General features: G+C 41.6%; 17 protein-coding genes. 3 read left to right on the top strand and 14 right to left on the bottom strand.

Going from position 1 to position 12,812, the window contains the following annotated elements; all coding sequences use genetic code 11:
- Positions 1 to 12: 12 nt before the first annotated feature.
- Both QXW63_01610 and QXW63_01605 read right to left on the bottom strand, forming a co-directional pair.
- Complete coding sequence (locus QXW63_01610; protein MEM3460596.1) at positions 13 to 726, bottom strand: restriction endonuclease; 714 nt, start codon at positions 724 to 726, stop codon at positions 13 to 15.
- A gap of 71 nt (positions 727 to 797) precedes the next feature.
- On the bottom strand, positions 798 to 1,406 hold the full coding sequence (locus QXW63_01605) for a GNAT family N-acetyltransferase (protein MEM3460595.1): 609 nt from the start codon (positions 1,404 to 1,406) through the stop codon (positions 798 to 800).
- Between the two features lie 277 nt (positions 1,407 to 1,683).
- On the opposite strand from QXW63_01605, the gene QXW63_01600 reads away from it, so the two are divergent.
- Positions 1,684 to 2,661 (top strand): 4Fe-4S binding protein, encoded by a 978-nt coding sequence (locus QXW63_01600; GenBank protein MEM3460594.1) that lies wholly within the window; start codon positions 1,684 to 1,686, stop codon positions 2,659 to 2,661.
- 67 nt (positions 2,662 to 2,728) lie between these two features.
- Here QXW63_01600 and QXW63_01595 read toward each other — a convergent pair whose 3' ends face one another.
- From QXW63_01595 to QXW63_01560, 8 genes are all read right to left on the bottom strand, one after another.
- Complete coding sequence (locus QXW63_01595) at positions 2,729 to 4,147, bottom strand: MATE family efflux transporter (GenBank protein ID MEM3460593.1); 1,419 nt, start codon at positions 4,145 to 4,147, stop codon at positions 2,729 to 2,731.
- Between the two features lie 80 nt (positions 4,148 to 4,227).
- The gene (locus QXW63_01590) at positions 4,228 to 4,752 is read right to left on the bottom strand and encodes a hypothetical protein (protein ID MEM3460592.1); all 525 of its coding nucleotides are present in this window, start codon (positions 4,750 to 4,752) and stop codon (positions 4,228 to 4,230) included.
- An 18-nt stretch (positions 4,753 to 4,770) separates the two neighbouring features.
- A complete protein-coding gene (locus tag QXW63_01585; GenBank protein MEM3460591.1) occupies positions 4,771 to 5,139 on the bottom strand; it encodes a hypothetical protein in 369 nt (122 codons plus the stop codon).
- 78 nt (positions 5,140 to 5,217) lie between these two features.
- On the bottom strand, positions 5,218 to 5,688 hold the full coding sequence (locus QXW63_01580) for a hypothetical protein (GenBank protein ID MEM3460590.1): 471 nt from the start codon (positions 5,686 to 5,688) through the stop codon (positions 5,218 to 5,220).
- Between the two features lie 14 nt (positions 5,689 to 5,702).
- Positions 5,703 to 6,173 carry a hypothetical protein gene (locus tag QXW63_01575; GenBank protein MEM3460589.1) on the bottom strand — a complete coding sequence of 157 codons (471 nt, stop codon included), beginning with the start codon at positions 6,171 to 6,173 and terminating at the stop codon, positions 5,703 to 5,705.
- 115 nt (positions 6,174 to 6,288) lie between these two features.
- A complete protein-coding gene (locus QXW63_01570; protein ID MEM3460588.1) occupies positions 6,289 to 7,572 on the bottom strand; it encodes a tyrosine-type recombinase/integrase in 1,284 nt (427 codons plus the stop codon).
- Complete coding sequence (locus QXW63_01565; GenBank protein ID MEM3460587.1) at positions 7,572 to 10,040, bottom strand: primase C-terminal domain-containing protein; 2,469 nt, start codon at positions 10,038 to 10,040, stop codon at positions 7,572 to 7,574. Before QXW63_01565 ends, QXW63_01570 begins: the two co-directional genes overlap by 1 nt.
- Positions 10,041 to 10,052: 12 nt before the next feature.
- On the bottom strand, positions 10,053 to 10,208 hold the full coding sequence (locus QXW63_01560) for a ribbon-helix-helix domain-containing protein (GenBank protein MEM3460586.1): 156 nt from the start codon (positions 10,206 to 10,208) through the stop codon (positions 10,053 to 10,055).
- A gap of 85 nt (positions 10,209 to 10,293) precedes the next feature.
- Between QXW63_01560 and QXW63_01555 the strand changes: the two genes are divergently transcribed.
- Positions 10,294 to 10,695 (top strand): hypothetical protein, encoded by a 402-nt coding sequence (locus QXW63_01555; protein ID MEM3460585.1) that lies wholly within the window; start codon positions 10,294 to 10,296, stop codon positions 10,693 to 10,695.
- Positions 10,696 to 10,719: 24 nt separating this feature from the next.
- Here QXW63_01555 and QXW63_01550 read toward each other — a convergent pair whose 3' ends face one another.
- The 3 genes from QXW63_01550 to QXW63_01540 all read right to left on the bottom strand — a co-directional run bounded on the left by QXW63_01550 (position 10,720) and on the right by QXW63_01540 (position 11,852).
- On the bottom strand, positions 10,720 to 11,007 hold the full coding sequence (locus tag QXW63_01550) for a hypothetical protein (GenBank protein MEM3460584.1): 288 nt from the start codon (positions 11,005 to 11,007) through the stop codon (positions 10,720 to 10,722).
- Positions 11,008 to 11,103: 96 nt separating this feature from the next.
- Positions 11,104 to 11,634, bottom strand: a complete 531-nt coding sequence (locus QXW63_01545) for a hypothetical protein (protein ID MEM3460583.1) — start codon at positions 11,632 to 11,634, stop codon at positions 11,104 to 11,106.
- Positions 11,635 to 11,681: 47 nt separating this feature from the next.
- Positions 11,682 to 11,852, bottom strand: a complete 171-nt coding sequence (locus QXW63_01540) for a ribbon-helix-helix domain-containing protein (protein ID MEM3460582.1) — start codon at positions 11,850 to 11,852, stop codon at positions 11,682 to 11,684.
- Positions 11,853 to 11,996: 144 nt separating this feature from the next.
- Between QXW63_01540 and QXW63_01535 the strand changes: the two genes are divergently transcribed.
- Positions 11,997 to 12,419, top strand: a complete 423-nt coding sequence (locus tag QXW63_01535) for a hypothetical protein (GenBank protein ID MEM3460581.1) — start codon at positions 11,997 to 11,999, stop codon at positions 12,417 to 12,419.
- Positions 12,420 to 12,618: 199 nt separating this feature from the next.
- Here QXW63_01535 and QXW63_01530 read toward each other — a convergent pair whose 3' ends face one another.
- Positions 12,619 to 12,798 carry a hypothetical protein gene (locus QXW63_01530; GenBank protein ID MEM3460580.1) on the bottom strand — a complete coding sequence of 60 codons (180 nt, stop codon included), beginning with the start codon at positions 12,796 to 12,798 and terminating at the stop codon, positions 12,619 to 12,621.
- Between the last annotated feature and the right edge of the window lie 14 nt (positions 12,799 to 12,812).

Here is a 12,812-nt window from a genome sequence, read left to right as displayed (position 1 = left end):
ATACATGCATAATTATTGCATGTCAAGAGATGCTCTGCCTTGCATGTTTTTCGTTAAATGCTTCAACGAATCTGCAAATGCGGGTAATTGAGTTAAGAAGTCTTGCAGTTGAAGAACAGGAATTATCGGCACACCATCATAAAACTTGAATCTACCCGAAACAAGCAACAAAACCGCAGGAACAACTTTGATTCTTTCCCATGAAACACATTCAATTTTGACAGAAGGATTTGGCAGGGACTCGGCAAAGGTAAACGTCCTTTCTACTTGCTCCTCAACGATTTTCCTTAACGCAGAAGGATACACTCCATGATGCCAATGCTTACAGTCCAAGCAAACTGCAATTGGCTTTTTGCAGCCGACTACATCTATTTCCCATCGACGTCCGAAGTGTTTAAACCTCACATTTCTATAGACGCTGTAGCCATTGCGCTCAAACGCAAATGCCGCTATGTCTTCAAATTCTTTCCATTGAAGGAAACTGCTTACACGCTCTAAGTCGGCTCCTAATTGCACAGCATATACCGCTAATTTAACACGCTGCAGACTATCAGCCTCCACAACGCTTTTCTGCAAATAAACGCACCCATCATTTTGCAATTTTCGGAGCAACTTTTCAACAATCTGGAGAGGCAGTTGTGCATCTTTTTTAACTACTTCTGATGAAACTGCACCTTCTCTGGTCAATTTTAGAAGGGAAATTATCAAATTTGCTTCAATACCCACTAGAATAGCCACCGAAATTAATGCAAAAATGTAAAGAATAGCAAGCTTTTAAGAATTGCTTAAAAGCTTTTCTATACGAGAACATGGTATTTCTCCGCGATAAAGTATCGCATGATTGGGCGATTTTCAGAACGCCGCAGAACCTCAACAAATCCCGCTTTCCGAAAAGAGGAAACCAAACCAGTATACGCGAAAGGGTCAGGCATTCTTCCCTTTTTAGGCTCAACTGGATATCCTTCAACAATCTTACCGCCTTGTTTACGCACATGCTCAACCGCAGCTTTTAACAACTGCACAGTAAGTCCCTTACCCCTAAACGGTTTAGCAACAAAAAAGCAAACAACAGACCAAACTGGTTTAGCGTCAACCCGCTTTAGAACACGAGACCTTTCTAGAGTCGGATAGGCTTCTCTTGGAGCAACTGCACACCACCTAACTGGTTCGTCATCCGCATAAACAAGAATTCCTGGAGTCTCACCAGAATCCACTATTTTCTTCAAGGTTTTTCTGTTTAATTCTCCCCTTTGACGCATGAAATCAGACCGCTTTAGCCTCCACCACATGCACCAGCAGCCGCCACAGGCGCCTCGTTCGCCGAATAACTTTTCAAGGTCAGTCCATCGTTTAGGCGTTAACGGGTAAAACTCTACGTTTGAAATCTCTGAACGCTTTAATGGCATACTATCCCCACTTTTCCTAACCTCTTAACCTTTCTAAACCGTTTCGGACGCTATCTGAACAGTTTAACACACTCAATTACCTGCCAAGCACGATTAATGCAAAAACAACAATTAAGCTTTCCACAATAATATTAAACAGTCAAGCCAAGTTTCAACCTATTTATAAGGGGGCTATAGATTCCGCAGAACACAAAAAAGACGATAATGAATATTACCGTTGAGTATGTATATAAGAAAACGCTGCATTCTAATAATAAGTTTGAACAGTGAAAAACCCATGTGCCTTGAAAATTACCGTCAACTAGCCAAAGCATTAAAAGCTCCACCAATGTTCACAGATGTTCTCCCGTTAATAGTTAAACCCGAAGAAACAGAAATCCTCCTCAAACTCTGCGAAAAAGAACAAACAATAGCAGAACTATCCAACACTCTAAAACAGCCACGAGCCATCATAAACCGCCATATCAACACTCTGTTCATGAAAGGCTTCCTAACAAAGAAAAAAGACAAAACAATTCATTACACAGTAAAACCCTTCAAAAGCATAATCTCCAGATACCTAGGCGAAAACAGAGCAAACATCTTTGGAAAATACGCTGCAGCATTAGTAGACTACTGCTTCGAAGAACACGTGAACCGCGCAAAAAACGACCCAAACCCAGAAGCAAAAATCTTGCCAATACCAGAAGCCATCACAGAACCAGTCACAATAGTTTTACCCACCGAAACCGCAGTCACAATCCTACAAGAAGCAAACCACATATCACTCCGCAACTGCGAATGCAGACTAACCTACAAAAACTGCAATAAACCATTAAGAACATGCCTTGCACTAGATGACTTCTCAAAAGAACTCACAGAACGAAACGCAGCAGAACAAATCTCCCTCGAAGAAGCCAAAAAAGCCCTACAAATAGCCAACAAACACGGTCTCATCCACCAAGCACTCTACACGGATTGGCAAAAAGGCGAAGTATTTGACATATGCAGTTGTTGCCCATGCTGCTGCAACTACCTAAGAACATACATAAACTACGGCGTAAAACACCACATAGCAAAATCCGGACTAACCGCAACAGTCGACTTAGACAAATGTAACGGATGCGGCACGTGCCTAACACGCTGCATATTCCAAGCCAGAAAACTCGAAAACAACAAAAGCATAGTCATAAAAGAAAACTGCCATGGATGTGGACTCTGCGTAACCACATGTCCAACAAACGCCACAAAACTGACAACACCAATAATAACCTAACTTGCTCCTAGTCTTTCGCAAACAGATTATAGAAAACCTCACATGCAATGATAATTGACCGCCGAAATCACGTATTTTCCGACAAACGGTTCTTATCAACCACTGCTTCAGCCCAATTTCCATACTTTATCCAAAGAATAGAAACAACTCCTCCTATAACATTGCTAACAGCGAAAGCCAACCAAACCCCCAAAGAACCCATTGCCAAAGTAAAAGCTAAAACATAACCCAAAGCCAACCGTATTCCCCAAAGTCTTGACACGCCAACAGCCGTCGGAAACAACGTGTGCCCTGACCCTCTCCCAGTGGACATGGCATTTGCGAACAAACCGAAAAACGGAAGCGTCGGCAGTAACATCTGCATGAACAGTTCAGTCTCATTCACTATGTTCGGGTCATCCGCAAACACATCAACCACAACTCCTCTAATCGGATAGATAATGCCCGCTACTAACACCATAAGACTAAATATTAAAAGAGCCGCTTTAAACGCAACCTCCCTAGCCCTTTCACGATTTCCCGCTCCCAAGCTTTGCCCTATCATTATAGCTGGCGCACCACTAAGCCCCCACAACGCAGCATCCACAATGTCCATTATCACAAACCCTATGGAAAAAGCAGTAGCTGCAAAAATGCCTAACATGTTAACAAGCCTAAGTTGCATGAGAAAAGCAAAACCATTCGTCAAACCAAGCGTCAGAATTGGCAAACCTATACGCAAAAATAGACGAACCCACTCAGCATCTATTTCCTTAGTAAACCTTATCTTAAGCTCAGGATAATCCCTCCGAAGCAAATAAGTCAAAGCACTTATCGATATTAGCTTCCCCAAAACATCAGTAAGAGCTGCACCCATCACCCCCAAACGAGGAAAAGGTCCAATGCCCAATACGAAAAACGGGTCTAAGATAACGTTGATGCCCACGGATACCACATTAACTATGGCTGGTCGCTTAGTGTCTCCGACGCTTTGAAGTAATGTGGTATATGTGAGAGCTATGTAATTAAAGAATACATCGAAAGCTATTACGCCAGAGTATCTCATGACGTCCTCAAATATTTCAGGCGGAGTAGACACAACCCACGTGAAAATTAAGCCTCTAAGAGTTAAAAGCGAAAGACTCAACATGGCTCCTGCAAGAAAAGCTACAGTAAAGAAACGTGACGCTTCCAAACTAGCCTTCTTGTAAGCTTTGCCTCCAATATACTGCGATACCATGCTTAAACAAGCAGTTGTTAAAGCCATCACAAGCGCTTGAAAAAGCATTAAGACAGGCCACATTTGTCTAGGAACTGCCACTGCAATTTCGTTGTAACTACTTAACCAGTAAGCGTCTGCTACGTTGTAAGTAACAACTACCAGCTGATTTACAAGAGGAGGTAAGCCCAACCAAAAAATTGTGCGAATGATTGGTCCGCTGACAATCTTATCCCTGTATTTGCTTATTTCAGGAGATTTTGCTGGTCCTTCAGATTCGCTGGACATAGAGCTTTTTGAATGTGGAACCAATCATAAAAGATTTTTCTTGCAGTCACGCATAAGACATGTTGCCATTTACATGAAAATCAACCGCTAATTTTCGCCTTAATCTTTGGAATAAACTCTTTCTGCATTTGCACAACGCCAAAAGTTGTAATCCTATATTTGTCATCACTGGTCTTCATAACCATATCGCTTTTGACAAGCTCACCAAGTCTTGTGCTTACAATCTTTCCACTCTTCCCTAACTTAGCTTGCAACTCTTCCTTAGAAACACAATCACTCTGCAATAAACCTAAACCATAACCTACATTAGCAGCCAAAAGCCACAACAACAAAGTCTCATTATCCGTAAGCCTATCCTTACCAACAAGCAAACTTGCACCTTCCTTAGAAAAACCAATCAAGCCCTCACACGCCTTAACAAGCTCTTCCAAATCTACATTAAAAACAAGCCGCTTAGCAACGTCGAAAGAAGGCAAAAACTCGCCAAAAAACTTGCTTAAACTCAGCCAAACATCTTCAACACTGCCCGAAAAAGTCTTCTCTACATCACCATAACGCACATGAACCGTAACATCACGCGATTTATCTTGTTGTTTATTAACCAAATTTTCCACGTCCATTTTTTAGCGTGAATAAGTGAAGTCTGAAATCTTTAATACCTCCGTATGTCTTGATTCTTCAATTTCCCTTATTCTTGCTATCAGAAAATTCTTCCATTTTTCTGGTTGCTTGTAAATGTGAAGAAAGACAACATAATAACCATTTTTTTCGTAAATTTCTTCCCTATACCTATAGTTAAAATCTTCTGAGCCACAAACCTCTATATGCATTCCTAACTTCGGAATATAGAAATCGGGTGTCCACACTCTTGGTCTGTCTTTTTCATCATAAACAAATACTGGAAATTCGTAAACCCATTTGAGACCCAATTCCGTCAGAAAACTAGCAACTCTTCTCTCCGAATCTGTCATATCATCGAAGACTGAACTCATTAACAATCATCTCCATAGTTAATCACATCGTATCAACATTTAAACAATAGGTGGATTAGATACTGTTGCATGTACAGCCTAACCCATCTTACCTCGAAGCTTAGCCAAAACTTCATCCTCAACCCAACGCTCGCCCTGCACAGTTAACTTAAACTCTGGCTTATTGGGGTCTGGCTTAAACACTTGTCCGCGTTTAGTCATCTCATTCAACCGTGCAGGAACCATACATTTTATTCCACTTGACTCCAGAAGTTTCTGAATCTGCGCTGCAGTGTTCTTCTTCTCCTCAGAAGCATACAAGGTCAACCCAATCGCTTCATAATGTGTAAGATTCTCACGCGCCACAATCACGGGGCCTTCAGTCGTAAACTCCACAATGCCCTTCAACTGGACACCTGAAGGAACAAGTCTGTTCGAAACAAAATCCAATACTTTCTCCACAAAATCTTTCGGAAAACTCTCCAACAAGCCCAGAACTTCTTGCGCATTTTCGCCTTCCACTACAATCTCGCCGAAGGGCGTCTTAATCCGCGCTTCAACCTTTCCCATAGAGCGTTATCCTCCTAAGCCAACGTTTCCTTCTCGGCTAAAATATACACGTGACCCGCATCAGTCTTCCACCGTCTGATTCTTCCTTGCTTAACAAGTCCCATGAGAACCCCAGCTAAAACTCGCCCAGAAAAATCCAGCTCATTAGCCTTTAACGCTTCTCTTAACTCATCCATAGTCCTCGGTCGCCACTTTCCCCAATCAGTCTCAAGAACCCGCAAAATGGCTTCGCCGCAATTGTCTGTGCGCATAATTTTCGGGTACTTCTGCGCTGGAGCTCCCGCTTCTTCTTTGGGTGCTTCCTTCTTAATTGTAAGTGTCGCGACTGTTTTAGGCTTGACAGTTTCAAAGGCTTTTTGCACGTTAACCATTAAATTCGGCAAATCTTCTACGGTTTTTAAAACTTCTTCGCGTGTTCCGTTAATTTCCACTTCATACTCGCCCATTTTCACGCGAAAACCAAAACACTCGTGTTTTTCTTCCATTTTCTCCCTCACCATTCAAATGCAAATATCATACGGATACTTAAAGTGCATACTCCTTTTAGAATTTACGAAAAGTGAAAGTTTTCCGTGGATTCCGAAAGGTTTTGCCATGTTGCTACTTCCTCTTCCTATAAATTGGCGCTTGCATTTTATCGTCAAATCTGACATATTCAAACCCTGCCTTGATAAGTTCATCCTCTTCCTCTGTGGTTTTTGGTCTTTTAACAACGTATTCATCCGCTTCAAAGTTTACCAGTGTAGTATAGACAAGTGTGCTTTGAATTTGTTTATGTCCCAGCAATTGCCTAACATGTAGGATGTCCTTTGTTTTTGCGTATTCCATTGTTGCCTTCCAATGACGGAAAGTGTGGAAGTGAATTTGTAGGAACCTGGGGTTCTGAAGGTTTCTTGCTAAACGTTTTCTTGCAAGCTGCAAGCATTCTTTTATTGAAGCTGCTAATGGCGGGTTGGGGTTGAATATGTATTCGCCGTATTTTTTAGGTAGATTCTTTATCATGGCGATTGCTTTTTGCGAAACCTTTAATGTTCGAGTGTTTGAGCCTTTTTCGGCTTCGTTAATGCTTATAGTGTTATGTTCAAAGTTTACGTCTGTCCATTTTAACCGTGCAATTTCTCCTGCTCTTGCACCTGTGTCCTTTAAGATTTGAAGGAAAGCCGCGGTTGTTTTTCCACATGCAGCTATCAACTGGTCCAGTTCGGCTTCTAATGGAATGAACGGTTGTTTAGGTTGGTATTTAACTTTGAATGGTGTCCATTTTATATCCATGACTTTGCAGTATGAAGTGTAAGCTGAAACTCGGTTTTTCTTTTGGCATGGTGTCAGTTTTTCCGTTGCCAAAACCGTTTCGACACTTTCAGGATTGCGCAAGTCTGCTCCATGCTTGACTAATTGAGCTAACTGGTAACTTCTCGTTTTTATGCTAACGTCGGATAGTCCACGCTTCTTTAGTTTCCATGCATATTCAAGGATTAAACCGTGCTGCTGTGCGGTTTCTGTGGCTCCCGCTTCCCGCTTTTCACTTGTTGCTTTTGCCGCTTCCATGACAAGAACCTTCTTGCCATGTGCATCGCTATTGCATTGTGTCAGACAATTCTTAAAAGACTTATGCTGAGAATATTTCTCAACTGTGCCAACCGTTGGCACAGTTAAGTCTGTCCTTTCAACTTCGTCAACCGTTGACGAAGTTAAATCGGTTCTCTCAACTGTATTAACGGTTAATACAGTGTTTTTAGGCATATCTGATATGCTTTTCTCTGAGAACCGATAACCACAGTTTCGGCAAAGCCACCTTTGAACTGTTGAACCACCACTAAGATAACGTAAACCATCCTTATAGAGAAGCTGAGAACCACATTCTGGACAGCACAGCCGAGCCATTAGCCTTTAACCTCTCTTTTTCCTTGATAGCCAGAGTGCAAAGCCACAAGGTGCCTGTCTAAGTCTGCTTGAGTGGCGAAAAACTTTGACTTGCCAATACTTCTGCAAAAGTGGCATTGAAGCAAATCTTGCGGTTTCTGCTCTTGCAACTGGCTTTCTACCGAGTTACTAAGTGTACCGAGTTGCAGAGGTGTAGGAGCCTCTTTTTCAACATTGTTTTCATGGACTTTCTCCATAGTTTCAGAAGTGCTTACACTCTCGGAACTCGGTACACTCGGTAACTTAGTAGAAAACTCGTAACCATACTTTCTCGCTATTCTTTTCAGTTTGTTTACGTCAAAAACATAAGCCTTAATCGAAACCCAATTGCCTTCCAAATCTTTCTCTTTTTTTACTTGAGTTTTTCCACTCAGAATCTCCCTAAGCCTATAACCAACCTTGTTTTTTGTCACGTCGTCGAATTCGCTTGTGTGCATGACATAGTCTTTTTGCGAGTCTATTTTTGCATTCAACTCTTCTTGCAGGTTGCTCCAAATTGTAGAGAATGGAATCGTCGGTAAACCCTCCAAGTTGCTGTTAAACAAGTCAACTACCACTTTGACAATTTTCCCTTCCAACGTGTCTTGTTTTCCACTCAGCCTTTCTTTCTGCTGCTCTTCCAGAAAATTTACAAGGTTTTCGTAAGCAGGCAAGCCGTAGGCAACTTGCAGCAGAGGCTTCCACAGTTCTTTTAATCTTCCCTTAATTTTAAGTTGGATTTCTGGCAACTCTTGGTTTCGAGTTAACATTCTCCATTTTAGCAGTTTGTTTCGCAAAGCGTTTAACTGTTCCATCTGCTCTTTGGTTAAGTCAACCCATTCAAGCTGCGGATAGCCCTCAACCATTGCGACGAAAAGGAACCTTTCGTTGAAGCCTTTTACCTGTGGAATCTGCTCGCTTGCACACGCTTTGAAGCAGAACACATTGTAATACTTAATATACCTGGAATATTCTGTTGTTATCATTCTCGGGACTTTGGCTCCTCGACTGTAGCCAGACTTGTAGATTTTAATCTTGTCCGTGTCCTTGTGGATTCCTTGAACTTCATCTTCTAAGATGCAGCCAATTGAATCTGAATCTTCCAAGTAGCCATACAAGTCTGCTGCTGGAATAGTTACTCCAAAAAGCGGTCTGTAACAAAGTTTGTTTAACACTTTTAGAACCGTGCTTTTTCCACTCTCGTTGTCTCCGAAAAAGAAGAGGTACGGCACAGTGTGCAGTTTCTCCTGCTGGTAACTCATTAAAACGCAAACTGCAAGAATATCCCGGTAAATTGGCTCCACGTCAATCAGCTTTTGAATCCACAGTTTAACATCTTCAAACAAGCTGTGAACGTCAACTTCTCCTTCATAGAAACCGTAAGGCTCGTAAGGCACGTTTCTGGCTTCTTTCGGAAGAAAACATTTTCCTTCAACTTCAACCTTTTCCGCAATAAAGAATTTTCTGCTGTTCAAAATCAAGAAGCATGGTTTTCCATTGTGGTAAATTGCCTCGAAACATCCATCTGGCAACACGCCAGAATCTTTCAATTGTTTCTTCGCTGATTCCTGCTCTTTCACTTCCGTTTTGGCTAGACTGCAGTTTTCCATGTCGCATAGGCTTGCCAGAATATTGTCGCTGCATCCGTAAACGTACCGTTTTTCCACTGCACTTTTAAAACAAGCGGAAAGTTCAGTTTCAGGTAAAGGGGGCTGATTCCGTTGGTTCCACTCTTGAAGCTGCTTCCATGCTTTTTTAGGCTCCAATTTCTTGAAGTTGCAGAGAAAACCAGCCAACCTTACTGCATATTCATTCCGCAGTCCCTGCTTTGTGCCTTCCATCAAACTCCGAATGCACGGAGGAGCCTTGCCTCTGTAAGGTTGCTTGGCTAAGTCTGGCTTATCAAACCAAAATTCACTCGTAATGCGAGCAATTTTAACTCCAGCCTTTGCCAAAGCTTCCAAAAACAAGTTTTCCAAGTTTTCAACAATTGTTGCAGTATTGTCATTTAGCCTTCTATAACCTTTGCTTGGAGCCATTATTAACAGCTTGTTTTCACCAACCAGTTCCAAAGCAGCCACGTTATGAAAAGCTGAAACGCTTTTTGGTTTTTTACGTGTAAAATAAATCCAATGTTGTCCTCTGCTTGGAGTCTCTTCCATCTGAGTTATTGGCATAAACTTTAAAACTTGCTTGCCTTTGTCTACGGTTTCTTGTGGCAGGTTTTTAACATCAAAGTCTACGGCTCCAACATAAAGCTCATTGTGCATTTGCTGTCCGCAGATTATGGCAAAGCCATCAGCTTCATTCCATGGCAACGCTTCAAAGTTAAGCTCACTCTGCCTTTCGCTTCGCCATTGGCTCCATTTATGCAGTGGCTCTTTGCCTCTGAGCAAAACAATGTTGCAGCCAAGAAGCCAATATTGTCTGGCTGCACCCTTTAAATCCATTTTTGGAAACTCCTAAGCAGTTTGGAGAAACTGGTCCAAGGCTGCACGGATGACTTCACTAATTTTTTTGAATTTACCCTGGATGATTAGTCTTTCAATTTTTTCTCTGTCTTCCTTTGGCAGTCGGAATGCGATTCTTCCTTCATATTCAGCTTTTACCTTCGGCATTTTACACACCTTTGTGTAGAACGTTTTTAAATTAGCGGACAAATAAAGTCCTGGTGAAGTTTCAACATTTCACTTGGTGAAATGTATGACGGCTGAAGACAAAGTTACCGAATGTTTAGCTAAATATGGTATCGTAAGAGAAGCAGACGTCATCGCTTATTGTGTAGCTGCTGGATATACTGAAAGAGCAGTTAAAACGGCAATTCAGAAAATGGAAAAACAGAAGAAAATTTATAGAGTTGTGCATGACAGGCTTAAACCAGTCGGTGTTTATTTCCGTTTGAAAGAGCAAGCTGAAACTGAAGAGAAGCGTTCCGCTGAAGCTTTTATGCTTCCAAATCCCAACTTGAACGAGAGGGAACGAAAGCTTTACTGCTTGGACGTCGACTTTCTTAACCTTGTCAAAGAGTTAGATAACGAATGGTATCAAGAGGAACTTGAAAGGTTTAATTTGAAATATGGCGTTACACAAAAAAAGGGAAGTTAAGAGGCTGTGATGCTCGTAGTATTGTTACATTCCTCTTCTTACGTAGCCGAGGATTATCACTGCTCCAACTATTATTGGAATGATTACGAGCAGTGTCATTGCAACCCAAATGTTGCTTTGCAATGCAGCCCAAGTGCTGTTCGCTTGCGCAGTCCAGCCGGCTTGAGATTGGCTGTTAACCAAACTTTGAATCACTATGATAGCTATCAACAGCGAAACCATGATTCCAACCAGAACGCCAATTACTCCGCCGCCGCCCATAGGTGCCTCAGCCCTCTTGTCTTCGAGAAACTTCCTCAGTTTTTCAAACACTATGCTGTTTCACCTCTCTTTTTTTATGTTTAAAACTTTGACTGTTCGAAAGGTTTAAGCGTGATAGTAGTGAACTATAATACTATAGCGGCTGGTTTATGGACTATTCTCCAAAACCTTTGAAGCTTCCCTAAGCAAAACTGCACAGGCTTTGCGATACTTTGGATAAAGTATTTCCAAAGCTTCCAGGAATTCTCGGAATAAACCGTCACCTTCACATTGAACGTTTAAACTTTGCGAATGCGCCATTCTCCGCTTCAGTTTCTTCATTATCGTTGTGTGAGCTACCTTAAACCCGAACTCTTCCATTTTAGCAGCTATTTTGTAGTAGCTTAACCCTTCCCTACGAAACTTTTCAACCAGCCTTAAAGTTTCCTCGTTCCACACGATAGGCTTCAACTCTTGACGCTTAGGCTCTTCTGGAGACTTAACCGCACCATTCCCGTCGGATTTCTTTAAGAAAAAGAAAAGTTTGCCATTATAAGCTTGCTGAAAAACCTTAACGCCTTCCTTACTTAACTGTTCATTCCATTCAGGCTTAAAAAGTGCATGTGGAATTAGAAGGCAAGAACCGAACACGGTTTCCTCTAAGGGAAAAGATTCGGTTAATGATTCGTATAAGCCCATTTTACCCTTACCATAATGATGGCGTTTCCAAATTTAAACCTTAACCCTTACTGCTTCTTTTCTTTTTGTTCTTGCATTTTGTCGTAGATGAGCTTTTCAAATGCGTGGCTTCTATCCTTAAAGATTCGCTTCTCAACTTGACTGTCAATCCATTCTAGAACGTCTTTGCTTATGCTGACTGTAACTCTTTGTTTCGGCATTTCATTCTCAACATTCATACTTTCTCACATGGGTATAATTGTTATCCACTGATTTAAGAACTTTTATGTTTAAAGCATATTATGAAATTTTAAATAGTTAATCGTGTGAAAACTGCATACGCTAAGCGTCTGCTTAGCAAAACGGAGTGGAGAATAAGGAAAATGAAAACAAAAGTTAGCAAACTCACGGTTGCAGCTTTAACTATCGCTCTGCTTTGCCTCGCCTTAACCGCCTACGCTTTAGTCACTTTGAAAACCATAACGAACAACATGCAAGTCGCAGGCATAGCCGCACTGCAAGTGGAAAGTCCACCTGGAACACCTATAAGCTCGTATGATTGGGGAACGTTCAGCAATATCGGAGAAACAAAACAAGCAACATTCTACCTACATAACATCGGCAACACAGAGTTAAGCTTCAACGCAACCGTAACAGACTTGCCAGACGGCTGGACAGTCAGCATGGACAAGACAAGCTGGATTCTAAGCCCAGACGCAACAACAAACCTAACCGTGACACTTCAGCTAACAAAAGCCTTGCCAATTGGCTCGTACAGTTTCAACCTAGCCTTCTACATACCATAACTCAAAAGAACACTACGAGCATCTACCCTAACCTTCCCTTTTTTCTTTATCCAATGAGATAATACGCGGAAATATCTCACTCTAGGTTAATTTTGCATGGAAAAGCTCAATTTGAGCTTCTTTTTGCTTTACTATTTAAGTTAAGTTATTGTTGTTGTCGAGTGTGGTAAAGAAATAATGTTAATGGTTGCGTATTACTCTAAGTTATGTAGTCCCGCGGATTCCTTTTACGCTCTAACAAGAAAGCTTCCTGAGTCATGCGTGAATGAATGGTTTCGTTGTAGAGCCAAAGCTCGTTTAACGCTAACTCTCTCTCCATGATGCGCTTTTCAAGTGTTTTGCGCTTATGCTTTTTCCTTTTCACCTTTACTTTTTCCACGTTCATAATCACCT

Source organism: Candidatus Bathyarchaeia archaeon (assembly GCA_038873195.1).
In the GTDB taxonomy this organism is placed as follows: Archaea; Thermoproteota; Bathyarchaeia; order Bathyarchaeales; family Bathycorpusculaceae; genus DSLH01.
The sequence above is the reverse complement of the archived record's forward strand: the minus strand, read 5'-3'. Positions and strand labels throughout refer to the sequence as shown.